This window comes from Proteus sp. FZP2095, assembly GCF_023701425.1.
Taxonomy (GTDB): domain Bacteria; phylum Pseudomonadota; class Gammaproteobacteria; order Enterobacterales; family Enterobacteriaceae; genus Proteus; species Proteus cibarius.
Genome location: NZ_JAMQBJ010000005.1, coordinates 216,624 through 243,540, shown reverse-complemented (window position 1 = coordinate 243,540; position 26,917 = coordinate 216,624). Strand labels below are relative to the sequence as shown.

Sequence of the window (26,917 nt, the reverse complement as noted above, 5' to 3'; positions counted from 1 at the left end):
CAGGAGTGTGAAAAATGCCTAAATACCGTTCAGCGACAACGACACATGGTCGTAATATGGCTGGAGCCCGTGCCTTATGGCGTGCAACGGGAATGACTGATGCTGATTTTGGTAAACCCATTATCGCTGTTGTGAATTCATTTACGCAATTTGTACCAGGTCATGTGCATCTGCGGGATTTAGGAAAACTCGTTGCTGAGCAAATTGAAGCAGCTGGTGGTGTTGCTAAAGAATTTAATACTATTGCTGTTGATGATGGTATCGCAATGGGGCATGGCGGTATGCTTTACTCTTTGCCATCCCGTGAACTTATCGCAGACTCTGTTGAATATATGGTTAATGCGCACTGTGCTGATGCGATGGTGTGTATCTCAAACTGCGACAAGATCACTCCAGGAATGTTAATGGCGTCTTTACGTTTAAATATTCCGGTTATTTTTGTTTCGGGTGGCCCTATGGAAGCGGGTAAAACGAAGCTTTCAGACCAACTGATCAAATTAGATCTGGTTGATGCCATGATCCAAGGTGCAAATCCAAATGTCAGCGATGCGGATAGTGAACAAATCGAACGATCGGCTTGCCCAACGTGCGGATCTTGTTCAGGTATGTTTACCGCAAACTCAATGAACTGTTTAACAGAAGCACTGGGATTATCTCAACCAGGAAATGGCTCATTACTTGCAACACACGCAGATCGTGAAAAGCTATTTATCAACGCAGGCAAGCGCATTGTTGAATTAACCAAGCGCTATTATGAAAAAGATGATGAGTCCGCATTACCACGCAATATCGCTAAAAAAGAAGCCTTTGAAAATGCGATGATCTTAGATATTGCAATGGGGGGCTCGACAAATACTGTTCTGCATTTATTGGCTGCCGCGCAAGAAGGTGAGGTTGACTTCACGATGGAGGATATCGACAGACTTTCTCGCCAAGTACCTCATTTATGTAAAGTAGCACCAAGTACACAAAAATATCATATGGAAGATGTTCACCGTGCAGGTGGAGTTATGGGTATTTTAGGTGAATTAGACAGGGCCGGATTACTTAACCGTAATGTGAATAATATCTTAGGGCTGAGCTTGCCAGAAACATTAGCGCAATATGACGTAATGTTAACGCAAGATGAGCAAGTAAAATCGATGTTTCAAGCGGGCCCTGCTGGTATTCGTACCACGAAGGCATTCTCTCAAAATTGTCGCTGGCCAACCTTAGATACCGATCGTGAAAACGGGTGTATTCGCAGTAAAGAGCATGCTTATAGCCAAGATGGTGGATTAGCGGTTTTATCGGGTAACTTAGCCGTAGATGGTTGTATTGTAAAAACCGCAGGCGTTGATGAAGATAACTTAATTTTTAGTGGCCCTGCAAAAGTATACGAAAGCCAAGATGATGCTGTTGAAGCTATCTTAGGTGGAACAGTCGTGGCTGGCGATGTGGTAATTATTCGCTACGAAGGTCCTAAAGGTGGGCCAGGTATGCAAGAGATGCTGTATCCAACCTCTTATTTAAAATCAATGGGATTAGGTAAAGCTTGCGCACTTATCACTGACGGACGTTTCTCTGGTGGAACATCAGGTTTATCTATCGGACATGTTTCCCCTGAAGCTGCAAATGGTGGTGTAATTGGTTTAGTGGAAGAGGGTGATATCGTCTCTATCAATATTCCAACTCGTGAAATTTCATTAAAGGTAGATGATAAAACGTTATCTGCTCGCCGTGATGCACAAAATGCTCGTGGTGATAAAGCGTGGACACCAAAAAATAGACAGCGCCAAGTTTCGTTTGCCTTACGCGCTTATGCGTCTTTAGCCACTAGTGCTGATAAAGGCGCGGTGCGCGATAAATCTAAATTAGGGGGCTAAGAATGGCTGCCTTTAGACCTTTAAATTCAACGCCAAGTAGCGCTGAATATTTAAAAGCGGCGCTGAGCGCACCGGTTTATGAAGCTGCAATAGTCACTCCTCTTCAAGAGATGACAAAAATCTCTGAACGTTTAGAGAATACCATTTTAGTTAAGCGTGAAGACCGACAGCCTGTTCATAGCTTTAAACTACGTGGTGCTTATACCATGATTGCTGGGCTGACTCCTGAACAAAAAGCGAAAGGTGTTGTGACGGCTTCTGCGGGCAACCATGCTCAAGGTGTTGCGCTGTCAGCGAATCGAATGGGTGTAAAAGCATTAATCGTGATGCCAGTAGCAACGGCGGATATTAAAGTTGATGCTGTTCGCCAATTTGGTGGAGAGGCATTGCTTTATGGAGCCAACTTTGATGAAGCAAAAGCGAAAGCTATCGCGCTGTCTGAAGAGATGGGATACACCTTTGTTCCGCCATTTGATCATCCAACTGTCATTGCAGGACAGGCAACACTGGCAATGGAACTCTTACAACAAGATGTTCATCTTGACCGTATTTTTGTACCAGTTGGTGGTGGCGGTTTAATTGCTGGGGTGGCGGTATTAATTAAACAGCTTATGCCAGAAATTAAAGTTATTGGGGTTGAAGCTGAAGATGCCGCATGTTTAAAAGCTGCATTAGAGGCTGGACACCCTGTCGAATTAGCTCGAGTAGGCTTATTTGCAGAAGGTGTTGCCGTTAAGCGTATTGGTGATGAAACTTTTCGTTTATGCCAAAAATATGTTGATGATGTAATAACTGTTGATAGTGATGAAATTTGTGCTGCAGTAAAAGATTTATTTGAAGATGTGCGTGCAATTGCAGAGCCTTCAGGCGCATTGGCATTGGCTGGGCTTAAAAAATATGTCGAAGAACACCAAATCAAAGGTGAGCGTCTAGCGCATGTGCTTTCTGGTGCAAATGTGAATTTTCATGGACTACGTTATGTCTCTGAACGCTGTGAATTAGGTGAAAAACGCGAAGCATTACTTGCTGTGACAATCCCTGAACAAAAGGGCAGTTTTTTACGTTTCTGTCAGATCTTAGGTCAACGTGTTGTCACCGAATTTAATTATCGTTGTAGCGATGCAGATCCTGAAAATGCACGTATTTTTGTTGGCGTACGTTTAAGTCAAGGACTTGCAGAGCGTAAGGAAATTTTGCGTGAACTTACGACTGCTGGTTATCAAGTGGCTGATTTGTCTGATGATGAAATGGCAAAACTTCATGTGCGTTATATGGTCGGGGGCCGTCCTAATAAGCCGCTTAAAGAGCGTTTATTTAGTTTTGAGTTTCCTGAATCACCGGGTGCTTTATTGAAGTTTTTAAAAACATTAGGGACTTATTGGAATATCACGTTATTCCACTATCGTAGCCATGGTACTGATTATGGACGTGTGCTGGTGGCATTTGAACTGCCCGAAACAGAAGGGCGTTTCGAGCGACATTTAGATGCATTAGGTTATGAATATCATGATGAGACAGGAAATCCCTCTTTTCAGCTATTTCTGTCACCACAAACGACAAGTTTAGTCGTGGAGTAACCGCCAAAAAGCACTGATCACAGGCTCTTGAAGGCGTTTGTGTAATCCGCAAACGCCTAACTCGAAAGGTTCTACCATTGAAATATTATCCAATGAAGAGATGCGATTACGAACGGGCTCAGGGCAGTTATCAACGACAACTTGTGGGATAAGTGCAATACCACAACCTAACGCAACCATTGAGACAATCGCTTCATGCCCTGAAACAGTCGCATAAATTAAAGGATTATGGATACGGTGGCGTTTAAACCATAATGCAATTCGTTGTCGCGATGGGCCATGCTCAGGAATGATAAATGGAATATTGAGCCAATCGGGTTTTTCTTGTGTTGCAAGATGGCGAACATTGCAAGGCAATGCCGGAGCAATCAACACTAATGGAATTTCACCTATTTTTTCAAAGCAGATATTTTCGGGAAGCTTTTCAGGTTTTCCTGCAATACCTAAATCAGCTTCATCAGATTGCACTTTATCGACCGCATCAGCCGCATCTCCTGTGGTGAGTTTTATTTCAACTAATGGATTTTCTGCACGAAAACGGTCAAGAATGGGTGGCAAATGGCTGTAAGCCGCTGTTACAGAACAAAACAGGCGTAGCTCACCCGAAAGGCTGGGGCTATTTTGATTTAGCGTGTGCTTAAGTTGCTTATATTGCAATAAGGTTTGTTGAGCATAGCGTTTTAGCTGTTCACCCGCATCGGTGAGAGTCACTTGTCGGTTATCACGTAAAAACAGAGGGTGGCCTAAGCTTTCTTCAAGACGTTGAATTTGACGAGAGAGCGTAGAAGGGCTGACGTGCATCGCTTGTGCTGTCTTGGTGAAGTGACAACTTTCAGCTAAGTGCAGGAAGAGTTTGAGATCACGAATATCCATTGTCAGCTACCTTAGGTGATAAAAAATAACGTTGCATTTTTTGCAACACTGTCTTGTAAATATATCAATTTAAGCAATGGCTTTCATCCCATATAGTAAAGTCATGCAACACCTCACTGAGAGTGAGGATAATAATAGCAAACACATACACAACGATTTTGGAGTCTTCTATGACAAACTATTTTAATACATTGAATCTGCGTCAGCAGTTATCGCAATTAGGTAAATGTCGCTTTATGTCACGTGAAGAATTTGCTGATGAAGCAAATTACCTGAAAGGCAAAAAAGTCGTTATTGTTGGCTGTGGTGCTCAAGGTCTTAACCAAGGTTTAAATATGCGTGATTCAGGTTTGAATATCGCGTATGCCTTACGTCAAGAAGCGATTGATGAAAAACGTGCATCATGGCGTCGTGCAACTGAAAACGGTTTTGAGGTTGGAACCTATGAAGCGTTGATCCCTCAAGCCGATTTAGTTGTTAACTTAACGCCAGACAAACAACACTCAGCTGTTGTTCAAGCTGTTCAACCGTTGATGAAATCAGGTGCTGCATTAGGTTACTCACATGGTTTTAATATCGTTGAAGTTGGCGAAAAGATCCGTGATGACATCACCGTTGTTATGGTTGCACCAAAATGTCCAGGTACTGAAGTTCGTGAAGAATATAAGCGTGGTTTTGGTGTTCCAACACTGATTGCAGTTCACCCTGAAAATGATGCAAAAGGCGAAGGTATGGCTATTGCGAAAGCATGGGCTGCTGCAACAGGTGGTCATCGTGCGGGTGTTTTAGAGTCCTCTTTCGTTGCTGAAGTAAAATCAGACTTAATGGGTGAGCAAACTATTCTGTGCGGTATGTTACAAGCTGGCTCGCTGTTATGTTACGACAAGATGGTTGCTGATGGCGTTGAGCCGGGATATGCGGGTAAGTTGCTGCAATTTGGTTGGGAAACCATTACGGAAGCCTTGAAGCAGGGTGGTATCACCTTGATGATGGACAGATTATCTAATCCAGCAAAAATGCGTGCTTACGCATTATCAGAGCAACTGAAAGAGATCATGGCTCCACTGTTTGCAAAACATATGGACGATATCATTTCAGGTAAATTCTCTGAAACTATGATGGCTGATTGGGCAAATGATGATAAAAACTTGCTGACATGGCGTGAAGAGACTGGAGCAAGTGCATTTGAAAATTATCCTGAATATGAGGGTAAAATCAGTGAGCAAGAGTATTTTGATCATGGTGTATTAATGGTTGCGATGGTTAAAGCTGGTGTTGAATTAGCTTTTGATACCATGATTGAAGCAGGGATCTTTGCAGAGTCAGCTTATTATGAATCACTGCATGAGTTGCCATTAATTGCAAATACCATTGCTCGTAAGCGTTTATATGAAATGAATGTGGTTATCTCTGATACTGCTGAATATGGTAACTATCTGTTCTCATTCGCGGTTGTTCCTATGTTGAAAGAGTTTATGACAACATTGCAACCTGGCGATTTAGCGAAGAAAGTTCAAGATAATGGAACAGATAACGCACAATTACGTGATATCAATGAAGCCATTCGTCAGCATCCAATTGAAGCCGTAGGTAAAACGCTGCGTGGGTATATGACGGATATGAAGAAGATTGCTGTTGCCAACTAATTTTTCAATTTTTCGTCGCTCTTTACGCGATAAGTGTGTTGGCTACACTCGGTTACCCAAGTCATATACTAGTGTATGCTCCTTGGGATAACCTCTTTTGCCACCTTCTTCTCACGTAAATAACTTAGAAAAATAAGCGAAAAGTGAAGGTTAAATTTTTTTGAAAGCCGTATTTCTTAATGGAATACGGTTTTTTGTTTTTATAGTGTGAGAAAAATTGAAAGAGGGAATACTCAAGACTTTGATCGCTTTCTGCTACAATTATCCCCCGTTATGTTCTTGGTTAATGAAGTTTGGAAAAAGTATGCGATTAAACCCTGGTCAACAAAAAGCAGTAGAATATGTGTCAGGCCCTTGTTTGGTTTTGGCAGGTGCCGGATCGGGTAAAACACGGGTTATTACCAATAAAATTGCACACCTCATTCGTCAATGCCAATATCCAGCAAAGCAAATTGCGGCGGTTACATTTACCAATAAAGCTGCACGTGAAATGAAAGAGCGTGTCGCTCAAACTTTAGGTCGCCAAGAAGCGAAAGGATTAATGATCTCAACGTTCCATACATTGGGATTAGAAATTATTAAACGCGAATATAAAGCGTTAGGTATTAAAGCTAAATTTTCATTGTTTGATGATCAAGACCAATCTGCATTACTTAAAGAATTAACGGCTGATTTATTAGAAGAAGATAAAGATTTACTTTCTCAATTAAAGAGCCAAATTTCTAACTGGAAAAATGACATGCTCACGCCAGATCAAGCAATAGGAATGGCGAGATCGCAGCAAGATCATACATTTGCCGAATGTTTTCGACGCTATGAGCAACATCTGCGTAGTTGTAATGTGCTCGACTTTGATGACCTAATTAGCCGACCAACTCTGTTATTACGCACAAATGAAGAAGTCAGAGAGCGTTGGCAAAGACGTATCCGTTATTTGCTGGTGGATGAATATCAAGATACAAATACAAGTCAATATGAATTGGTCAAATGGCTGGTCGGTGAAAGAGCTCGCTTTACGGTTGTAGGCGATGATGATCAATCAATTTATTCATGGCGTGGTGCTCGACCTCAAAATTTAGTGCTATTACAAAAAGATTTTCCACAACTTAATGTGATTAAGCTTGAGCAAAATTATCGTTCTTCTGGGCGTATTCTAAAATCAGCGAATATCTTAATTGAAAATAATCCCCATGTTTTTGAAAAACGGTTATTTTCAGAATTAGGTTACGGTGATGAACTACGGGTTTTAACTGCTAATAATGAAGAGCATGAAGCAGAGCGCGTGGCTGGCGAATTAATTGCTCATCATTTTATTAATAAAACCAATTATAAGGATTACGCGATCCTTTATCGTGGTAATCATCAGTCTCGTATTTTTGAAAAATACTTGATGCAAAATCGTATACCTTATCGTATTTCAGGTGAAACCTCTTTTTTCTCAAGGGAAGAGATAAAAGATATTCTGGCCTATTTGCGAGTGATTACCAATCCTGATGATGATGCGGCATTTTTACGTATTGTGAATAAGCCTCGTCGTGAAATCGGCCCTATGACGATCCAAAAGTTAGGCGAGTGGGCAAAAGTTCGAGATAAGAGCTTATACAATGCCTGTTTTGATTTGGGATTAGGTCAAACCTTAACAGGTCGAGGATTAAATTCATTACAAGCATTCTCTCAATGGATGTCACGTATAGTGCAAAAATCAGAACGAGAGCCACTGTTAGCTGTACGTGATTTATTACATGAAATGGATTATGAAAGTTGGCTATATGAAACCTCAAGCAGCGCAAAAGCGGCTGAAATGAGAATGAAAAATATTAATCAACTATTTTTGTGGATGAGTGAAATGCTTGAGGGTGATGAATTACATGAGCCTATGACGCTTTCTCAAGTCGTTAACCGTTTTACCTTGCGCGATATGATGGAGCGAGGAGAAACAGAAGAAGAATTAGATCAAGTTCAGTTAATGACATTACATGCCTCTAAAGGTCTTGAGTTTCCTCATGTATTTTTAGTGGGTATGGAAGAGGGTATATTGCCACATCAAAGTAGTATTGATGAGGATAATGTAGAAGAAGAAAGGCGTCTTGCTTATGTTGGGATTACCCGTGCACAAAAAACACTCACGTTTACGTTATGTAAGGAAAGACGTCAATACGGTGAATTAATCAAACCCGACCCAAGCCGTTTTCTTTATGAGTTACCTCAAGATGATTTGAATTGGGATACTAATAAAAAGAAAGTGTTAAGTGCTGAAGAAAAACAAGAGAAAGGGCAAAAAGGTGTTGCGGGATTAAGGGCTATGTTGGCAAGACACAAACCTGAATAGTATAAGGTTTGGTATATAAAATGAACCCCTTGGCATATTGATGTTCAAGGGGTTTTTATTTTTGTATAAGCAAAAAATTAACTTATACGAGAGCTATTTTGTTCTTCAATCATTAAAGACCAATGGACATAACTCTGAAGTTGGATCTCTTCTTGGAGATTTTCAGCCCGTAATGGATGCTCATTAAGCCATTGATATGGCAGTGTAATAATGAGTTTTTCATCTTCCGTACGTAATCGTAATGCAGGGAGAGTATCATCACGGCGGCGGCTAGCAAAAATGATGGCTAATCGCAGTAAACGCACCAGGCGATTGGCTTGAGTTATCGGTAGTGCGTTTTGATGATTAAGGGGCGCAAGATCGATGATCCCTGTTTGGTTTTTTAGCAAAGAAGCCAATAAACGTCGTTGTGCAGGTGTGTATCCTGGTAAATCAAGATGAGAGATCAGATAGCTTGCATGTGAAGGTGCTTGGCGAAAATCGACACTTAGGCCAATTTCATGCAAAGCACTGGCGCTGTTAAGTAATTCTCGACAACGATTATCTAACTGCCAACCTTTGCTGACTTGGATAAAAAAGTGTTCCGCAAGTTGCTGGACCCGGTGTGCTTGCTCAATATCAATCTGAAACCGACGCTGGATATTACGAAGAGTACGTTGGCGGATATCTTGCTCAATAGGAAGATGCAACATTCCATAGACTAAGCCTTCTCGTAATGCGCCACCAGCTAAGATCATATTGTCGATATGTAACGTTTCAAATATGGCGATTAAGATAGCAAGCCCACTCGGAAACACTAAGGCTCGTTCAAAAGTAAGCCCTTCAATTTCCAGCTCTTCTAGTTTCCCACACTCAATAGCTTTGTGTTTGAGTCGCTCAAGCTTAGGTAAGGTGATTAATTCATCCATACCCTGAGCAATCATAATCTCTTGCAACGCTTGTACAGTACCAGAGGCACCTACACACACTTGCCAGCCTTGCTCAATTAATTTATCCGCCACTGGGGCTAGTATCGCTTTGGCTGCGTCTTGTGCTTTAGCAAAATTTTTTTGAGTTAAAGAACGGTCAGTAAAATAGCGCTCTAACCAAGTTACACAGCCCATACTTAAGCTCATTAATTGCGTCGTTTTAGCGCCAGTACCTGTAACCAATTCTGTGCTGCCACCACCAATATCGACGACTAAACGTTGCTCTGCACCACCAGTGGTATGTGCAACGCCACGATAGATAAGGCGTGCTTCTTCCTCACCACTAATAACATGAACAGTATTGCCCAATATTTCAGACGCTTTTGCGACAAAAATATCTGCATTTTTAGCAATACGTAATGTGGCTGTTGCGACGACTCTGATTTGTTCAGCCGGAATATCACGTAGATATTCAGAAAAAAGTCGTAAACATTGCCAACCGCGTTCCATTGCCTGCTCTGACAATTCATTTTCACTATTTAGGCCAGCAGCGAGTCGAACTTTACGTTTCACGCGAGAAAGGACTTGTATAGAGCCCGCGATTTCTCGAACGACTAACATATGAAAACTGTTAGAACCTAAATCAATAGCAGCATAAAGTGATGAGGATTTCAGCATAATTTATGGATGACTCGGGCGTTTATTTCGGTTGTTACGTTGAGTATTATTTCCTCTGTTATTTCGCGCCGGCGCATTGTTGCGACGAGGCTGACTTTGGCGAGGACGGTGACGGCGTTTAGGCTCAGGAAGATCTGCTAATAACGCATCACTATTATATTTACTCACGGGAATAGCATGTTGAATATAGGTCTCAATAGCAGGTAAATTCAGCGCATATTCTTCACATGCAAGGCTGATTGAGTTACCACTATTTCCAGCACGTCCTGTTCTACCAATACGATGAACATAGTCTTCACAGTCATCAGGTAAATCATAGTTAAAAACATGTGTTACTGATGGAATATGAAGGCCTCTAGCAGCAACGTCAGTAGCAACCAGAATATCAATATTACCTTGGGTAAAATCTTCTAAAATGCGTAGACGTTTTTTCTGAGGAACATCACCGGTTAATAAGCCAACACGGTGCCCATCTGCGGCAAGGTGCGCCCAAATGTCGTCACAACGATGTTTTGTATTGGCAAAAATGATACAGCGATCTGGCCATTCTTCTTCAATCAATGTTTGAAGAAGACGCATTTTTTCTTCATTTGAAGGATAAAAGAGTTCTTCTTTTATGCTAAAACCTGTTTTTTGTTCAGGTTCAACTTCAACATATTCTGGATTATTCATCTGCTCAAAAGCTAGTTCTCTTACACGGTAAGAAAGTGTTGCAGAGAACAGCATATTCATACGCTCAGCCGCAACTGGCATACGACGGAAAATCCAACGAATATCTTTAATAAAGCCGAGATCGTACATTCTGTCAGCTTCATCAAGTACCACAACTTGGATTGCGTTAAGGTTAATATGGCCTTGCTTAACGTAGTCAATTAAACGGCCTGTTGTGCCAATAACAATATCGACACCATTATTTAATACTTTGAGTTGTTCGTCATAGCCATCGCCACCGTAGGCGAGACCCATTTTAATCCCTGTATTTTGCGCAAGCTCTTTAGCATCAGAATAGATCTGTACGGCTAATTCGCGTGTTGGCGCCATAATAAGTGCACGAGGTTGATTAGTTTCATGCCCTTCTTTAGCAGGGTGCGTTAAAAGATAATGAAACGTTGAAGTTAAAAACGCCAACGTTTTGCCTGTTCCTGTTTGGGCTTGCCCGGCAATGTCTTGACCTTTCACAGTGATAGGTAACGTCAATGCCTGAATTTGTGTACAATTAGAGAACCCTTTTTTCTCAAGGGCTTCTATCACTTTTGGATGCAAGGCGAAGTCGGAAAACTTCTTTTCTGTCAAATATGTTTTGCTCATAATGTAATAGAATATCAGTTATGGGTTGCATTACAAAAGTTTATCCGCTGAAATGCAGACAGACTTTTGTTATTTAATGTTACACTGGTACGGTCAATATTATTCTTTGGAGTAGAACAATGAGCGATAAAATCCTTCACTTATCTGACAGCAAATTCGATGCTGATGTATTAAATGCAACCGGCCCTGTGCTCGTTGATTTCTGGGCTGAATGGTGTGGCCCATGTAAAATGATTGCTCCTATTCTAGATGAAGTTGCAACAGAATACGCTGGTAAATTAACAGTTGCGAAGCTAAACATCGATCAAAACCCGCTGACAGCACCAAAATACGGTATTCGTGGTATTCCTACACTGATTTTATTCAAAAACGGTGCAGTTGCTGCGACTAAAGTAGGCGCATTGTCAAAAACTCAGCTGAAAGAGTTTTTAGACGAAAATATCTAATTTGATTTAGATATCAAAAATAAAGTAGGACGTTTAGACCTTGTCAGTATTTCTGTTATTGACCGCTAGACGTCCGCTTCGAAGCATGATAAGTTAGCGCCACTTACTTACATAATATATCGGATCTACTTGTCAATATGATTAGACATGATTAAATAAGTCTGAGATATTGAATATCAAGCGTACAAAGTAATAGAATTGAATAACATGATATGATATTTAATCTAATATGATATTTAATATAAGTAATCTGAATTCATCTAACCAGTCAAGTTGCCTTAGAATAATCTATAGTATTCAAGGGATATAAACTTTTCCAAAGTATGTTCCTAACCCATAAGTTGAAAGTACACTCATGCATCGCGAAAATGAATGTCACTTCTCTGGGATAAAGCAGACTGGTCTAATAGTATTAACACTCTCTAACATTATCATTTTAGTTATACCCTTATGTTAGAAAGTTATAATCTGTAATTTTACACATGACGAAACTGACAGCGATTCGCTGTTATACTATTCACGTTCATAGTTCGAGAGTTACCCCGAGTTATTAAGAACCCACCATTATGAATCTTACCGAATTAAAAAATACGCCGGTATCAGAACTGATAGCACTTGGCGAAAATATGGGGCTAGAGAATCTGGCTCGAATGAGAAAGCAAGACATTATTTTCTCTATCTTGAAGCAACACGCGAAAAGTGGAGAAGATATTTTCGGTGACGGTGTGCTGGAAATATTGCAGGATGGCTTCGGCTTCCTACGTTCCGCAGACAGTTCCTACCTTGCTGGTCCCGATGATATCTACGTTTCTCCAAGTCAAATTCGCCGTTTTAACCTTCGCACTGGTGACACCATCGCAGGGAAAATTCGTCCTCCTAAAGAAGGTGAACGTTATTTTGCCCTTCTAAAAGTTAATGAAGTTAACTTTGATAAACCAGAAAATGCCCGCAGTAAAATCCTCTTTGAAAACTTAACACCTTTACATGCTAATAATCGTTTACGCATGGAACGTGGTAATGGCTCTACAGAAGACTTAACCGCGCGTGTTCTTGACTTAGCGGCGCCAATTGGCCGCGGTCAACGTGGTCTTATTGTTGCTCCACCAAAAGCGGGTAAGACTATGTTGCTACAAAATATTGCAGCAAATATTGCTCATAACTATCCTGATTGCGTATTAATGGTACTTCTGATTGATGAACGTCCAGAAGAAGTGACAGAAATGCAACGCTTAGTAAAAGGTGAAGTTATTGCTTCAACCTTTGATGAACCAGCTTCTCGTCACGTACAAGTTGCAGAAATGGTGATTGAAAAAGCGAAGCGTCTAGTTGAGCATAAAAAAGACGTTATCATCCTGTTAGACTCCATCACACGTTTAGCGCGTGCTTATAACACCGTTGTTCCTTCATCAGGTAAAGTGTTAACAGGTGGTGTGGATGCAAACGCATTACATCGTCCTAAACGTTTCTTCGGTGCGGCTCGTAATGTTGAAGAAGGTGGTAGCTTAACTATCATTGCAACAGCATTAGTCGATACGGGTTCTAAGATGGACGAAGTTATCTACGAAGAATTTAAAGGTACAGGTAATATGGAATTACACCTGTCTCGTAAAATTGCTGAAAAACGTGTTTTCCCTGCGATTGATTACAATCGTTCTGGTACACGTAAAGAAGAGTTACTGACGTCTCAAGATGAGTTACAAAAAATGTGGATCCTGCGTAAAATTATTCATCCAATGGGTGAGATTGACGCAATGGAATTCCTCATTAATAAGTTAGCAATGACTAAGACAAATGAAGAATTCTTCGACTTTATGAAACGTTCATAAAGTGTATTAACAAAGTGATTGAGCTGAGAATAGGATTAAAATATTAAAATAGTGTGCTCTGTTACAGAATAAGTAATATCACCTTAATTTATATGCTGTTAAGCTCGTTTACTTTGTAAGAATGACGATATGATGAAAACGCCACAATAGTTTGTGGCGTTTTTTGTTTTTTATGGGTGTAATTTAATTTTAGATTGCAATATTTTAACCGGATGTTGGTATATATATTGCATGTTTTGGTAATTGATAAAAATAGCGATGGCATCAATAAAAATAGTTAAGGAAAACTTATAATTGATGAAGGGTGGTGGGTTTTGAATAAACTCGTCGTGGTGAGGCTGGAAAAAATAATAAAAACACATGGAAGCGTAAAATAACCAGCTATATTTATTATAGAGAACCGTACTGTGGATATACTAAAAATGAGCACAAGCGTTTTTTATGTGTTCTTATTTTCTTTCGCATTTTTATTCTTGGCTCGTAAAATTGCAAAGAAAATTGGACTCGTGGATAAACCGAATTATCGTAAGAAACATCATGGATTGATCCCTCTAGTCGGAGGAATATCAGTTTATTTTGGTATTGTTTTCGCATTTTATATTTCAGATATTTATATTCCTCATAAGGAATTGTATCTGGCATGTGCGGGACTTCTTGTTTTTATTGGCGCATTAGATGATCGCTTCGATATTAGCGTCAAAATTAGAGCAACAATCCAAGCTTTTGTTGGGATCGTGATGATGGTAGGAGCAGGATTAAAACTTGACACTCTGGGTCATGCTTTTGGTCCTTGGGAAATGCATTTAGGGCCTTTTGGCTATATTGTTACACTTTTCGCTGTTTGGGCAGCAATCAATGCCTTTAATATGGTTGATGGTATTGATGGGTTATTAGGTGGCCTTTCTTGTGTCTCTTTTGGCGCGCTTGGTATTTTATTATATCAAGGCGGTAATTCAGCTCTCGCATTCTGGTGTTTCTCATTTATCGCGGCAATTTTACCTTATATCCTTTTAAACTTAGGGGTCTGTGGTAAAAAATTCAAAGTCTTTATGGGAGATGCGGGAAGTACATTGATTGGATTTACCATTATTTGGTTATTGGTCGCGTCAACACAAACTCAGCCCCGTCCTGTTAAGGCAGTAACTGCATTATGGATAATTGCTATTCCACTTATGGATATGGTGGCAATTATGTATCGTCGTTTACGCAAAGGGATGAGTCCTTTCTCTCCAGACCGTCAACATATTCACCATTTGATCATGCGTGCAGGTTTTACCTCTCGCCAAGCCTTTATTTTAATTACTGTGGCTGCTGCGCTATTAGCCGCGATTGGTATTATCGGTCAAAACCTATCATTTGTCCCTGAATGGTTCATGTTGGCATTATTCTTGCTTGCATTTGTTATGTATGGTTATTGCATTAAACGCGCGTGGCGAGTCGCTCGTTTTATTAAACGACATAAGCGTCGCTTACGTAGAGCAACACAACAGCATTAATATAAGCAGAGGTTTTTTAACGTGATGAACTCGGAAAATAACGCCTCCCGACAGGGTGAACAGCCAGATAATGAACTCGATATTCGAGGTCTTTTTTGTGCACTTTGGTCAGGCAAAAGCTGGATTATAGGGTTCGCTCTGCTTTTTGCAGTGATTGCACTCGGTGCATCTTATTTGATGCAACCTAAATGGAGCGCAATCGCAATGACAGAGAAACCAACGATTAATAACTTAGGCAGTTATTATTCTCAATCTCAGTTCTTGCGCAATCTTGATACACAGATTAATCCATCAGCACAAACCCCAGCTTTAACTATTTCAGATGAAGCTTATCAAGAGTTTATTACTCAAATCGCGGCGTTTGATACACGTCGTGAGTTTTGGTTGCAAACGGATTATTTCAAACAGCGCAAAGAGAGTGATGAACAGGCTAATGCCGCGTTATTGGATGAGTTAATTAACAATATTCAATTTACGCCTGCTGATGAGAAAAAATTAGTTAATGATCAACTGAAACTCATTGCGGAAACATCAAAAGAAGCGAGTCAATTATTAAATGAGTATATTGCTTTTGCTAATAAGAGAGCATCTGTTCATCTTAATGATGAAGTGATAACTGCTTGGGCAACTAGAACTCAATCAATGAAAGCACTAGTTAAACGCCAAGAAATGGCGGCTCAATCTGCGTATCAACGACAAGTTAACTTATTAGAGCAATCAATCAAAGTAGCTGAGAAACAAGGTATTTCTCAAAAACAAACATCGATTGCAATTGATGAGTTACCAGATTCTAAATTGTTTCTGTTAGGTGTTCCTCTGTTGCAATCACAGCTAGAAACTTTAGTGGCAACAGGTGCTGATTTTGATAGTGATTATGATCAAAATACGGCAATGTTAGCGACCCTTGCTGTGGGCGCAAAATTACAAGATAACTTCCAAACTTACCGTTTTCTACGTACTCCTGAAGATCCTGTGAAACGTGATAGTCCTCGTCGTGCATTTATGATGGTACTTTGGGGCGCTATTGGTGTTTTAGCGGGTGCAGGTGTTGCATTAGTAAGACGCAGTTCATTAAAAAAATAATAATTAAATTTTGTCATTAATGACAATAACGAGACATCAGGTGTTTCGGCACCTGATGTACTAAGTATAAGGGCATATTGCTTTCCCAAAAATAAGCGATATAACAATGAAAAAAAGAGAGCCACTGTGAAAGTGTTGACTGTTTTTGGCACACGCCCTGAAGCGATAAAAATGGCACCTTTAGTGCACGCTTTAGCAAATGATGATTCGTTTGAAGCGAAGGTATGTGTTACGGCCCAACATCGAGAAATGCTTGATCAGGTATTAAATCTTTTTGAGATCAAACCAGATTACGATCTCAATATTATGAAACCAGGACAAGATTTAACGGATATTACCTGTCGTATTTTAGAAGGGTTAAAACCAGTATTAGCGTCATTTCAACCTGATGTTGTTTTGGTACATGGTGATACAACAACGACCATGGCAGCAAGTTTAGCCGCATTCTATCAACGAATTCCTGTTGGCCATGTGGAAGCTGGGTTACGTACTGGCAATCTTTATTCCCCTTGGCCTGAAGAGGCAAACCGTACTATTGCAGGGCATCTTGCAATGTATCACTTTGCACCAACAGAAACTGCAAAATTAAATTTGGTGCGAGAGGCGGTTGCGGATAAAAATATTTTTGTCACAGGAAATACGGTAATTGATGCGTTGTTTTGGGTAAGTGACAGAGTGATGGGCAATCAAACACTCTTAAATGAGCTTGCTGTAAACTATCCATTTATTCAGCCTGATAAGAAAATGATCTTGGTAACAGGGCATCGTCGAGAAAGTTTTGGTGGTGGTTTTGAACGTATCTGCCAAGCTTTAGCTGAAATTGCATTAGCACACCCAGATGTAGAAGTTGTCTATCCTGTTCACTTAAATCCTAATGTGAGTGAACCGGTTCAACGTATCCTTCATGGTATTGATAATATTAAATTAATACAGCCACAAGATTATCTCCCATTCGTTTATTTAATGAATCATGCTTACCTTATTTTGACAGATTCTGGTGGAATTCAAGAAGAAGCCCCTTCATTAGGTAAGCCAGTTCTTGTAATGCGAGACACAACGGAGCGCCCAGAAGCTGTTGAAGCGGGCTCTGTTCGCTTAGTGGGAACAGATACTAAACGTATTGTTAGCGAAGTAACCTCTTTATTGACAGACGAAAACGCGTATCACCAAATGAGTAAGGCGACAAACCCTTATGGTGATGGTCATGCCTGCCAACGTATTCTTGAAGCATTGAAAAAAAATCAGGTGACATTATGAGTTTTGAAACTATTTCTGTTATCGGCCTCGGCTACATTGGTTTACCTACAGCGGCAGCTTTTGCCTCTCGTAAAAAAAGCGTCATCGGTGTTGATGTTAATCAGCATGCAGTTGATACGATAAATAAAGGTCAAATTCACATTGTTGAGCCTGATCTTGATAAAGTCGTTAAACAAGCGGTTGAAGAAGGCCATTTAAAAGCCTATACCACGCCACAGCCAGCAGATGCTTACCTTATTGCTGTACCTACACCATTTAAAGGTGAGCATGAGCCTGATTTGGCTTATGTTGAAGCAGCAGCACGCTCTATCGCACCTGTATTGAAAAAAGGTGATCTTATTATTCTAGAATCAACCTCACCAGTTGGCTCTACTGAAAAAATGGCTGAGTGGTTAGCGGAAGCTCGCCCAGACTTAACATTCCCTCATCAACAAGGTGAAGATGCTGATATCGATGTAGCTTACTGTCCTGAGCGTGTATTACCGGGTCAAGTGATGATTGAACTTATCCGCAATGACCGTGTTGTGGGTGGTATGAATCGTAAATCATCAGAGCGTGCAAGCGAGTTATACAAAATCTTCCTTGAAGGTGAATGTGTTATTACTAATGCACGTACCGCAGAAATGTGTAAGCTAACTGAAAATAGTTTCCGTGATGTTAATATTGCGTTTGCTAACGAATTATCACTGATTTGTGCTGACCAAGATATCAATGTGTGGGAGCTAATTAGTTTGGCGAACCGCCATCCTCGCGTCAACATTTTACAACCAGGCCCAGGCGTTGGCGGGCATTGTATTGCCGTTGACCCTTGGTTTATCGTGTCACAAAATCCAAAACAATCTCGTTTAATTCACACTGCCCGTTTGGTCAATGATGGCAAACCAGTGTGGGTTATCGATCAAGTTAAAGCCGCTGTTGCTGATTGCCTTACTGAAACAGGTAAACGTGCAAACGAAATTAAGATTGCCTGCTTTGGTTTAGCTTTTAAGCCTAATATCGATGACTTACGTGAAAGCCCAGCAATGAATATCACTAAACAAGTCGCTGATTGGCACAGTGGTACGACATTCGCAGTTGAACCTAATATTCATGAATTACCAACAAAATTGAAAGGGATCACAGAATTAGTATCAATAGAGCAAGCATTGAAAGATGCGGATATTGTCTTAATGTTAGTTGATCATCAACAGTTTAAAGCGATCCCCGGTAGTAAAGTTACTCAAAAATGGATTGTAGATACTAAAGGAGTATGGCGTTGAAACGCATTCTAGTTACAGGTGGAGCCGGTTTTATCGGCTCTGCTGTTGTTCGACATATTATTGATAACACCAATGATAGCGTTGTTGTGGTGGATAAACTGACTTATGCCGGTAATTTAGAGTCATTAGCAACCGTAGCTGACAGTGAACGCTATGCCTTTGAGCAAGTCGATATCTGTGATAGAGCTGAGCTTGATCGCTTATTTGCTCAATATCAACCAGATGTTGTTATGCACTTAGCGGCAGAAAGCCATGTTGACCGTTCTATCGATGGCCCCGCTGCATTTATTGAAACCAATATTGTGGGTACTTACACCTTATTGGAAGCAGCTCGCCATTTTTGGCAAGTGCTACCTGAAGAGAAGAAAACGGCATTTCGTTTCCACCATATTTCAACAGATGAAGTGTATGGCGATTTAGAAGGTACAGATGATTTCTTTACTGAAACTACGCCTTATGCACCAAGTAGCCCATATTCTGCGTCTAAAGCTTCAAGTGACCATTTAGTTCGTGCTTGGTTGCGTACTTACGGTTTACCAACTGTGATCACGAACTGCTCGAATAACTACGGCCCTTACCATTTTCCTGAAAAGTTAATCCCATTAATTATCTTAAATGCGATTTCAGGAAAACCATTACCTGTTTATGGTAAAGGTGAACAGATCCGTGATTGGCTCTATGTTGAAGATCATGCTCGTGCCCTCTATTTAGTCGCAACAACAGCAACACCGGGTAAAACTTACAATATTGGTGGACACAATGAGCGTCGCAATATTGATGTTGTTAAAACGATTTGTGCGCTGTTAGAAGAGTTATATCCAGCAAAACCAGAAGGTGTTGCTCAGTATGTCGATCTCATCACTTATGTGAAAGACAGACCAGGTCATGACCTGCGCTATGCAATTGATGCAGCGAAAATTGAAGCTGAATTAGGTTGGAAACCAGAAGAGACATTTGAATCTGGCATTCGTAAAACTGTTTTGTGGTATTTAAATAACGAAACTTGGTGGAAACGAGTGTTAGATGGCTCTTATGCAGGTGAACGTCTAGGGCTTGGGAACTGATTAAGTAAAGAAGGATAAATGATGAAAGGTATTATTTTAGCGGGTGGCTCGGGTACACGACTGCATCCGATAACCAAAGGGGTATCGAAGCAATTATTGCCTATCTATGATAAACCCATGATCTATTATCCGCTTTCAGTTCTGATGCTCGCTGGTATTCGAGATATTTTGATCATTACAACACCAGATGATATGACCTCATTTCAGCGTTTATTGGGTGATGGTTCTGCATTTGGTGTTCATCTTCAATATAAAATTCAGCCATCTCCTGATGGCTTAGCCCAAGCCTTTATTTTGGGTGAGGAATTTATTGGTGATGATCATTGCTGTTTAGTTTTAGGCGATAATATCTATTTTGGTCAAGGGTTTAGTCCAAAACTGAAACAAGTTGCACAACGTGAACGTGGTGCAACAGTCTTTGGTTATCAAGTTATGGATCCTGAACGATTTGGTGTTGTTGAATTTGACGATGATTTTAAAGTGTTATCGATTGAAGAAAAACCAGAACAACCTAAATCTAATTGGGCTGTCACGGGGCTGTATTTCTACGATAACCGAGTGGTTGATTTTGCCAAACGAGTCAAACCTTCGATTCGTGGTGAATTAGAAATTACGTCGATTAATCAGATGTATCTTGAATGTGGTGAGCTTAATGTTGAACTACTCGGGCGTGGTTTTGCATGGTTAGATACCGGAACTCACGATAGTTTAATTGAAGCCAGTACCTTTGTTCAAACTGTTGAAAAACGCCAAGGATTTAAAGTGGCGTGTCTTGAAGAGATTGCTTGGCGTAATGGTTGGCTCAGTGATGATCAAGTAAGAGAAAGCGCAAAATCACTGTCTAAAACCGGTTATGGTCGCTATTTATTGGATTTATTACATGTCCGTCCTCGCCAATATTAATTATCTTGAGTGGGAAAGTGAGTATTTTTCCCTCAAAACAGGGCGTCTTGAGTTTGATACACAAGCGCCCGTGTTAACAGACGAACAGCTTGATGTTTTTGCTGTGGTTCAAGCAAAAGTCGCATCTCATGAGCTTTTTCTCATCGATAAACTTAGCCAATTAGGTTTTCAATTTGCGGAAGGTGAAATTGATTTTAAACTTTCAATTGGCACAGAAAATGCTTGTAAGAAAACGACGGAATATTGTTTTAGAAAAGCCAATGAAGATGATATCGATTTATTGATGGCAACGGCTTCAGAGGCTTTTGTACAAAGTCGTTTTAGAACACCTTGGTATCAAGAAGGTGATAGCAGTCGTTTTTATGCATTATGGGTTAAAAAAGCGGTGTTAGGCACATTCGATGATATTTGCTTACTGACTTATGATGCTGAAAATAATGTCAGTGGTTTTGTCACTTTACGCCGTCTATCTGAAAATGAAGCAAGAGTGGGATTACTAGCGGTAATGCCCAACAGAATAGGACAAGGCATTGGTAAACAACTGATGTCGGCCGCGAAGTTTTGGTGTCAACAACAAGGTGTTTCGACCTTATATGTTGCAACACAGATCAGCAATATTGCAGCTTCGCGTTTATACACACACAGTGGGGGCCTAATAGAGAGCACCACTTATTGGTTATACAGGGGATAATATGATTCCGTTTAATAAACCACCGGTTGTCGGCACAGAATTAGAATATATGAAACAAGCTATGGAAAGTGGCAAGCTCTGTGGTGATGGCAATTTCACAAAGAAATGTGAAAAGTGGTTAGAAGAACAATTTCATTGTCATAAAACGCTGTTAACACCATCTTGTACAGCATCGCTTGAAATGGCTGCTATCTTATTAGATATCAAGCCTGGCGATGAAGTCATTATGCCAAGTTTTACCTTTGTTTCGACCTCTAATGCGTTTGTATTACGTGGCGCAACCATTGTTTTCGTCGACATTCGTCCAGATACCATGAATATCGATGAAACAAAAATTGAAGCGGCAATCACAGATAAAACCCGCGCTATTGTTCCCGTTCATTACGCAGGTGTTGCGTGTGAAATGGATACGATTATGGCGATTGCGAAAAAACATAATCTGTTTGTTATTGAGGATGCTGCACAAGGTGTCATGTCAACTTACAAGGGTAAGGCTCTTGGCACAATTGGTCATATTGGTTGCTATAGCTTCCATGAAACTAAAAACTACTCATCAGGCGGTGAGGGTGGTGCAACGCTGATTAACGATCCTGATTTAATCAATCGCGCAGAAGTTATCCGTGAAAAAGGTACCAATCGTAGCCAGTTTTTCCGTGGTCAGGTAGATAAATATACTTGGCGTGATATTGGTTCTAGTTACTTGATGTCAGACTTACAAGCAGCTTATTTATGGGCTCAACTTGAAGAAGCTGAAAAAATTAATGAGCGTCGTTTAGCATTTTGGCAGATTTACTATGATGCATTGACTCCATTAGCGGAAAAAGGCTTATTAGCGCTTCCAGTCGTTCCTGAAGGTTTAGAACACAATGCGCACATGTTCTATATCAAACTGAAAGATATCGAGCAACGTACCGCATTTAATGACTACATGAAAGAACACGGCGTTTTAACAGTGTTCCACTATGTGTCATTACATACCAGCCCAGCAGGTATGAAGTTTGGCCGCTTTGATGGTGAAGATATTTTCACAACGCAAGAAAGTGAGCGTTTAGTACGTTTACCTATGTTCTATAACATGACAGAAGAAGAACAGCAGACTGTTATTGGCCATATCCGCGACTTCTTTGCTTAATTATGTCGTTAGCCAAAGCATCAATTTGGACAGCCGGATCAACCCTGATAAAAATCGGGGCTGGTCTGCTTGTCGTCAAGTTACTTGCAGTCTCTTTTGGGCCAACAGGGGTCGGGTTAGCAGGTAACTTTCGTCAATTAATCACCGTACTAGGTGTCTTATCTGGTGCGGGTATTTTTAATGGTGTGACAAAATTAATCGCACAATATCAAGATGATGATATTCAACGCAAAAAAGTGTTGGGTACTTCATCATCCATGATTTTGCTGTTTTCTACACTATTAGCTATTTTATTTCTTCTTTTTTCTGCTCCCATTAGCCAAGTGCTATTTGGTGATGGTTATCATCAATATCAGGATATTGTAAGAGCCGTTGCTTTTATTCAAATGGGGATAGCATATAGCAACTATTTTCTTGCCATCTTAAAAGGTTATCGTGATGCGGCAGGTAATGCCTTATCAGTGATTGCTGGTAGCATTATTGGTGTTATTGCTTATTATTTGTGCTATTTATTTGCGGGTTATCACGGTGCATTAATTGGACTTGCATTAGTACCTGCACTTATTTTATTTCCTGCTACATTTTTAGTAGCAAAGCGTAAGCGCTTCGCTTTAAGCGAGCTTAAACCTCATTGGGATAAGGCGATAGCAGGTCATCTTGGTAAGTTTACCATTATGGCGATATTAACATCGATTACATTACCCGTTGCTTATATCATGATGCGTAACTTACTTGCTGAGCACTATAGCTGGGAAGACGTAGGGATTTGGCAAGGAGTGACCAGTATTTCAGATGCTTATTTGCAATTTATTACCGCATCTTTTTCTGTTTATTTATTGCCAACACTCTCTCGATTAACGCAAAAGAGTGATATTACCAAAGAGATCGTTAAATCACTGAAGTTTGTATTACCTGCAGTAGCCGTTGCGAGTTTTATGGTGTGGTTATTACGTGGTTTTGCGATTTGGTTACTGTTTTCAGATAAATTTGTCGCTATGCGTGATTTATTTGCATGGCAGCTTGTTGGCGATGTTTTAAAAGTAGGCGCTTATGTCTTTGGTTATCTGGTCATCGCAAAAGCGGCATTACGTTTTTATATCCTTACAGAAGTAAGTCAGTTTGCCCTATTGACGCTATTTTCGCGTTGGCTTATTCCTGAGCATGGTGCATTAGGTGCCGCTCAAGCCTACATGGCAACGTATATTATTTACTTCCTTCTCTGTAGTTCTGTTTTCGTGATTTATTGCAGGCGCAAATGACAACTTTGATTTACGTACTAGGTTCAGACATTGTGCATCATAACAACACAATGTTACGGTTTTTTAACGACCACCTCGTGACTGAGGCGGGATTAACGTATAAACCTCGTTTTATCGTTGCCAGTAAAAATACTTCACTGCAAGAAAGCTACCCAGCTTTAGATATTGAGTGTTTAGCTGATAAAAAGCAGGTTGCACAGAGAGTGGTCACATTGGCCAAAGCCGATACTCACCAACGATTCCTTTTTTTAGGTCAGTTTAATGCGCCTATTTGGTTGGCATTATTAACTGGCAAGATCAAACGTCATCAATTTTGGTGGCATATTTGGGGTGCTGATTTATATCAGGATTCTAAACAGTTAAAATTTAAACTCTTCTATCTTCTTCGTAAACTCGCTCAAAAACGTGTGGGTCGAGTATTTGGTACACGAGGGGATCTGAATTACTTCGCACAATTTAACGTTAATATTCCAGCCAGTTTGCTCTATTTCCCAACAAGAATGGATCCTGCGCTTACGGTGACAGAAAAAGCGCCTATTGATGAAAAACAGATCACCATTATTGTGGGTAATTCAGGGGATAGATCGAATCGCCATATTGAAGCTTTACAGGCAATTGCCGAGCAATATGGAACGCGAGCAAAAGTGATTATTCCAATGGGATATCCTGAAAATAATCACGTTTATATTAATGAAGTAGCCCAAGCAGCTAGCCAATTGCTTCCCTATAATCAGGTTGAAATATTACGTGACAAATTTGCATTTGATGATTATCTCGCGTTATTGAAAACATGTGACTTAGGCTATTTTATTTTCCACCGTCAACAAGGTATTGGCACGCTTTGTCTGCTTATTCAATTTGCGATCCCTTTTGTTATTAGTCGTCAAAATCCATTTTGGCAGGACTTAACTGAGCAAAGTGTTCCTGTTTTTTTCTCAGGGGACAAATTAGATGTTGCGCTGATTGAAGAGGCTAAACGTCAATTGCTGATGCTTGATCGTCAAAATATTGCCTTCTTTGCGCCTAACTTCACGGATGGTTGGAAAGAGTTAGTTGAGATGAGTACAGGAGAGCCGCAATGACATTGGCGGAACTGGGTGGCTTAGCACTTGTTTATTTTATCTCTTTAAGTTTTATTTTATTGCTGACTTATCAAGAGTTTCGTCGAGTTCGCTTTAATTTTAATGTTTTTTTCTCAATGCTCTATCTGTTGACCTTTTATTTTGGTTTCCCGCTGACTTGTATGTTGGTATTCCAATTTGATGTCGCAGTTGTACCCGTTGATTCATTATTATACGCGCTATTAGCCTCTACCAGCTTCTATGCCATTTATTATGTAACCTATAAGGTAAGACTGAGAAAAGCGGTTGACGGCCCTTCTAGGTCGCTATTTACGATGAATAGAGTAGAAACCAACCTTACTTGGATTTTATTGGCATTAATTGCGTTTGTAACTGTGGGAATTTTCTTTCTACAAAATGGCTTTTTACTCTTTAAGCTTAAAACGTATAGCCAAATTTTTTCAAGCCAAGTGTCAGGTGTTGCGCTTAAGCGCTTTTTCTATTTCTTTATCCCAGCAATGCTGGTGGTTTATTTCTTAAAACCCACTCAACAACGATGGATTTTCTTCCTTTGTGCAACGGTGGGTTTTGGGATCTTAACCTATATTATCGTGGGTGGAACCCGCGCTAATATCATCATCGCTTTTGCGCTGTTTTTGTTTATCGGTATTGTCCGAGGCTGGATAACCTTATGGATGCTGGTTGCCGCAGGGGTTATGAGTATTGTTGGAATGTTCTGGTTGGCATTAAAACGCTATGGCCTTGATGTGAGTGGTGCAGAGGCATTCTATACTTTCTTATACCTCACTCGTGATACGTTCTCTCCTTGGGAAAATCTAGCTTTATTACTTAATAATTATGACAAGATTGAGTTTCAAGGACTTGCACCGATTATTCGTGATTTTTATGTCTTTATTCCTTCTTGGGTATGGCCAGAACGCCCAGATGTCGTGCTGAATTCAGCAAACTACTTTACATGGAAAGTGCTTAATTATCATGCGGGTCTTGCTATTTCGCCGACCTTAATAGGCTCTCTGGTTGTTATGGGGGGCATTGCCTTCATCCCATTGGGCGCGATTGTTGTAGGACTGATTATTAAGTGGTTTGATTGGCTATATCAGCAAGGGCTCAATGAAAGCAATCGTTATAAATCGGCTATTTTGCAAGCTTTTTGCTTTGGGGCTATTTTTAATATGATTGTTTTGGCACGAGAAGGTGTTGATTCTTTCGTTTCTCGCGTTGTGTTTTTCTGTTTAATTTTTGGTTTATGTTTGGTGGTTGCCAAACTGCTTTATTGGTTATTTGAAAGCGCGGGATTAGTGCGTAATTACGTGACTCGTCAAATACAAAGTGAACCTCGTTGTTTAGAGAAAAAGGAAAAGTAATGGGATCCAATTCAATTCCGAAGTATTCAATCCGCGGACATAATATCTGGGGATTTCGCGATATGGCTCATTTTCTGGATTATCTCTATGAAGGAGCACAAATAAAAAATGGCTCTCTGATTGCCATTAATGCAGAAAAAATTCTCACAGCAGAAACAGACTCAGCACTTAATGAATTACTCAATGAAGCTGATTATCTTTATGCGGATGGTATTAGTGTGGTGCGAGGTATTCGTCGTAAATACCCTGATGCAGCGGTTTCTCGTATTGCTGGTGCGGATTTATGGGAAGCGTTGATGGAAAGAGCGGGTAAAGAGGGAACTCCTGTCTTTCTTGTTGGTGGTAAACCTGAAATTCTTTCTCAAACCGAAGATAAGCTTAAAGCACAGTGGAATGTAAATATTGTAGGTAGCCAGAACGGTTATTTTACGCCACAAGATAGAGAGGCGTTATTTGAGCGTATAAAGGCCTCTGGTGCGAAGATAGTAACTATTGCCATGGGATCACCTAAGCAAGAGTTATTTATTTGTGCATGTCGTGAAATTTACCCTGATGCTTTATACATGGGTGTTGGTGGAACTTATGACGTATTTACAGGCCATGTTAAAAGAGCACCGAAAGCATGGCAAAATCTTGGATTAGAGTGGTTATATCGTTTGTTATCACAACCAAGCCGAATTAAGCGTCAATTTAAGCTGTTAAAATTCGTTGGGTATTACTATTCCAATAAATTGTAATAGGGATTGCCTCTTTTTTTGTTAGGTGTGACTGAGTAAATGATTTATTCACGCTTTTATCTAGCATCTTTATTGTTTAATTATTATACTGATGGGGCGTTTAGCGTGTAAAAACGCTCCATTTATCGACGAAA

General features: G+C 40.3%; 21 protein-coding genes. 18 read left to right on the top strand and 3 right to left on the bottom strand.

Translation table 11 applies throughout. The features are described 5' to 3' along the window. Positions 1-14: 14 nt before the first annotated feature. Positions 15-1,865, top strand: coding sequence for a dihydroxy-acid dehydratase (ilvD, locus tag NBG71_RS17060; protein ID WP_075674045.1), 1,851 nt, complete (start codon positions 15-17; stop codon positions 1,863-1,865). Between the two features lie 2 nt (positions 1,866-1,867). Further along, positions 1,868-3,442: a threonine ammonia-lyase, biosynthetic gene (gene ilvA / locus NBG71_RS17055; protein WP_250917040.1), complete on the top strand. Its 1,575-nt coding sequence runs from the start codon at positions 1,868-1,870 to the stop codon at positions 3,440-3,442. Here ilvA and ilvY read toward each other — a convergent pair. Next, complete coding sequence (gene ilvY / locus NBG71_RS17050; protein ID WP_075674047.1) at positions 3,428-4,315, bottom strand: HTH-type transcriptional activator IlvY; 888 nt, start codon at positions 4,313-4,315, stop codon at positions 3,428-3,430. The two genes, ilvA and ilvY, sit on opposite strands and share 15 nt — an antisense overlap. A gap of 170 nt (positions 4,316-4,485) precedes the next feature. On the opposite strand from ilvY, the gene ilvC reads away from it, so the two are divergent. Further along, positions 4,486-5,961, top strand: coding sequence for a ketol-acid reductoisomerase (ilvC, locus tag NBG71_RS17045; RefSeq protein ID WP_075674048.1), 1,476 nt, complete (start codon positions 4,486-4,488; stop codon positions 5,959-5,961). A 304-nt stretch (positions 5,962-6,265) separates the two neighbouring features. Then, positions 6,266-8,290 carry a DNA helicase Rep gene (gene rep / locus NBG71_RS17040; protein WP_075674049.1) on the top strand — a complete coding sequence of 675 codons (2,025 nt, stop codon included), beginning with the start codon at positions 6,266-6,268 and terminating at the stop codon, positions 8,288-8,290. 77 nt (positions 8,291-8,367) lie between these two features. On the opposite strand, the gene gppA is transcribed toward rep, so the two are convergent. Together gppA and rhlB are read right to left on the bottom strand one after the other, a co-directional pair. After that, positions 8,368-9,876, bottom strand: a complete 1,509-nt coding sequence (gppA, locus tag NBG71_RS17035; protein ID WP_250917039.1) for a guanosine-5'-triphosphate,3'-diphosphate diphosphatase — start codon at positions 9,874-9,876, stop codon at positions 8,368-8,370. Between the two features lie 3 nt (positions 9,877-9,879). After that, entirely contained in the window at positions 9,880-11,184 is a 1,305-nt protein-coding gene (gene rhlB, locus NBG71_RS17030; RefSeq protein WP_099660302.1) for an ATP-dependent RNA helicase RhlB, read from the bottom strand. Positions 11,185-11,303: 119 nt separating this feature from the next. Here rhlB and trxA point away from each other — a divergent pair, with 119 nt between their 5' ends. From trxA to wecG, 14 genes are all read left to right on the top strand, one after another. After that, positions 11,304-11,630, top strand: a complete 327-nt coding sequence (gene trxA, locus NBG71_RS17025; protein WP_006535838.1) for a thioredoxin TrxA — start codon at positions 11,304-11,306, stop codon at positions 11,628-11,630. Positions 11,631-12,196: 566 nt separating this feature from the next. Further along, positions 12,197-13,456 carry a transcription termination factor Rho gene (gene rho / locus NBG71_RS17020; protein ID WP_023583649.1) on the top strand — a complete coding sequence of 420 codons (1,260 nt, stop codon included), beginning with the start codon at positions 12,197-12,199 and terminating at the stop codon, positions 13,454-13,456. A 407-nt stretch (positions 13,457-13,863) separates the two neighbouring features. Then, complete coding sequence (gene wecA, locus NBG71_RS17015) at positions 13,864-14,952, top strand: UDP-N-acetylglucosamine--undecaprenyl-phosphate N-acetylglucosaminephosphotransferase (protein ID WP_036939595.1); 1,089 nt, start codon at positions 13,864-13,866, stop codon at positions 14,950-14,952. Between the two features lie 24 nt (positions 14,953-14,976). Then, complete coding sequence (gene wzzE / locus NBG71_RS17010) at positions 14,977-16,035, top strand: ECA polysaccharide chain length modulation protein (protein ID WP_250917043.1); 1,059 nt, start codon at positions 14,977-14,979, stop codon at positions 16,033-16,035. Between the two features lie 126 nt (positions 16,036-16,161). Beyond that, entirely contained in the window at positions 16,162-17,292 is a 1,131-nt protein-coding gene (wecB, locus tag NBG71_RS17005) for a non-hydrolyzing UDP-N-acetylglucosamine 2-epimerase (RefSeq protein WP_069369918.1), read from the top strand. Beyond that, positions 17,289-18,551, top strand: a complete 1,263-nt coding sequence (wecC, locus tag NBG71_RS17000) for a UDP-N-acetyl-D-mannosamine dehydrogenase (protein WP_099660299.1) — start codon at positions 17,289-17,291, stop codon at positions 18,549-18,551. Before wecB ends, wecC begins: the two co-directional genes overlap by 4 nt. Next, positions 18,548-19,615: a dTDP-glucose 4,6-dehydratase gene (gene rffG, locus NBG71_RS16995; RefSeq protein ID WP_098944023.1), complete on the top strand. Its 1,068-nt coding sequence runs from the start codon at positions 18,548-18,550 to the stop codon at positions 19,613-19,615. Before wecC ends, rffG begins: the two co-directional genes overlap by 4 nt. Positions 19,616-19,636: 21 nt before the next feature. Further along, positions 19,637-20,518 (top strand): glucose-1-phosphate thymidylyltransferase RfbA, encoded by an 882-nt coding sequence (gene rfbA / locus NBG71_RS16990; protein WP_075674228.1) that lies wholly within the window; start codon positions 19,637-19,639, stop codon positions 20,516-20,518. After that, a complete protein-coding gene (gene rffC, locus NBG71_RS16985) occupies positions 20,496-21,209 on the top strand; it encodes a dTDP-4-amino-4,6-dideoxy-D-galactose acyltransferase (protein ID WP_159242208.1) in 714 nt (237 codons plus the stop codon). Before rfbA ends, rffC begins: the two co-directional genes overlap by 23 nt. 1 nt (position 21,210) lies before the next feature. Next, positions 21,211-22,341: a dTDP-4-amino-4,6-dideoxygalactose transaminase gene (gene rffA / locus NBG71_RS16980; protein ID WP_075674230.1), complete on the top strand. Its 1,131-nt coding sequence runs from the start codon at positions 21,211-21,213 to the stop codon at positions 22,339-22,341. A gap of 2 nt (positions 22,342-22,343) precedes the next feature. Further along, positions 22,344-23,600 (top strand): lipid III flippase WzxE, encoded by a 1,257-nt coding sequence (gene wzxE, locus NBG71_RS16975; protein ID WP_250917038.1) that lies wholly within the window; start codon positions 22,344-22,346, stop codon positions 23,598-23,600. After that, positions 23,597-24,682 carry a TDP-N-acetylfucosamine:lipid II N-acetylfucosaminyltransferase gene (locus NBG71_RS16970; protein ID WP_219410451.1) on the top strand — a complete coding sequence of 362 codons (1,086 nt, stop codon included), beginning with the start codon at positions 23,597-23,599 and terminating at the stop codon, positions 24,680-24,682. The genes wzxE and NBG71_RS16970 overlap by 4 nt, the downstream gene beginning before the upstream one ends. After that, positions 24,679-26,046: an ECA oligosaccharide polymerase gene (gene wzyE / locus NBG71_RS16965; protein WP_250917037.1), complete on the top strand. Its 1,368-nt coding sequence runs from the start codon at positions 24,679-24,681 to the stop codon at positions 26,044-26,046. The genes NBG71_RS16970 and wzyE overlap by 4 nt, the downstream gene beginning before the upstream one ends. After that, the gene (wecG, locus tag NBG71_RS16960; protein WP_250917036.1) at positions 26,046-26,783 is read left to right on the top strand and encodes a lipopolysaccharide N-acetylmannosaminouronosyltransferase; all 738 of its coding nucleotides are present in this window, start codon (positions 26,046-26,048) and stop codon (positions 26,781-26,783) included. The genes wzyE and wecG overlap by 1 nt, the downstream gene beginning before the upstream one ends. Positions 26,784-26,917 lie beyond the last annotated feature (134 nt).

What these genes read in the sequence shown, in the direction of transcription:
- rho (WP_023583649.1), top strand. Translation starts at nt 12,197, where the DNA reads ATGAATCTTACCGAATTAAAAAATACGCCGGTATCAGAACTGATAGCA.
- ilvC (WP_075674048.1), top strand. Translation starts at nt 4,486, where the DNA reads ATGACAAACTATTTTAATACATTGAATCTGCGTCAGCAGTTATCGCAA.
- NBG71_RS16970 (WP_219410451.1), top strand. Translation starts at nt 23,597, where the DNA reads ATGACAACTTTGATTTACGTACTAGGTTCAGACATTGTGCATCATAAC.
- wzzE (WP_250917043.1), top strand. Translation starts at nt 14,977, where the DNA reads ATGAACTCGGAAAATAACGCCTCCCGACAGGGTGAACAGCCAGATAAT.
- rfbA (WP_075674228.1), top strand. Translation starts at nt 19,637, where the DNA reads ATGAAAGGTATTATTTTAGCGGGTGGCTCGGGTACACGACTGCATCCG.
- wecC (WP_099660299.1), top strand. Translation starts at nt 17,289, where the DNA reads ATGAGTTTTGAAACTATTTCTGTTATCGGCCTCGGCTACATTGGTTTA.
- gppA (WP_250917039.1), bottom strand. Translation starts at nt 9,876, where the DNA reads ATGCTGAAATCCTCATCACTTTATGCTGCTATTGATTTAGGTTCTAAC.
- ilvY (WP_075674047.1), bottom strand. Translation starts at nt 4,315, where the DNA reads ATGGATATTCGTGATCTCAAACTCTTCCTGCACTTAGCTGAAAGTTGT.
- wzxE (WP_250917038.1), top strand. Translation starts at nt 22,344, where the DNA reads ATGTCGTTAGCCAAAGCATCAATTTGGACAGCCGGATCAACCCTGATA.
- ilvD (WP_075674045.1), top strand. Translation starts at nt 15, where the DNA reads ATGCCTAAATACCGTTCAGCGACAACGACACATGGTCGTAATATGGCT.
- wecG (WP_250917036.1), top strand. Translation starts at nt 26,046, where the DNA reads ATGGGATCCAATTCAATTCCGAAGTATTCAATCCGCGGACATAATATC.
- wzyE (WP_250917037.1), top strand. Translation starts at nt 24,679, where the DNA reads ATGACATTGGCGGAACTGGGTGGCTTAGCACTTGTTTATTTTATCTCT.
- rhlB (WP_099660302.1), bottom strand. Translation starts at nt 11,184, where the DNA reads ATGAGCAAAACATATTTGACAGAAAAGAAGTTTTCCGACTTCGCCTTG.
- rffC (WP_159242208.1), top strand. Translation starts at nt 20,496, where the DNA reads ATGTCCGTCCTCGCCAATATTAATTATCTTGAGTGGGAAAGTGAGTAT.
- trxA (WP_006535838.1), top strand. Translation starts at nt 11,304, where the DNA reads ATGAGCGATAAAATCCTTCACTTATCTGACAGCAAATTCGATGCTGAT.
- ilvA (WP_250917040.1), top strand. Translation starts at nt 1,868, where the DNA reads ATGGCTGCCTTTAGACCTTTAAATTCAACGCCAAGTAGCGCTGAATAT.
- rffA (WP_075674230.1), top strand. Translation starts at nt 21,211, where the DNA reads ATGATTCCGTTTAATAAACCACCGGTTGTCGGCACAGAATTAGAATAT.
- rep (WP_075674049.1), top strand. Translation starts at nt 6,266, where the DNA reads ATGCGATTAAACCCTGGTCAACAAAAAGCAGTAGAATATGTGTCAGGC.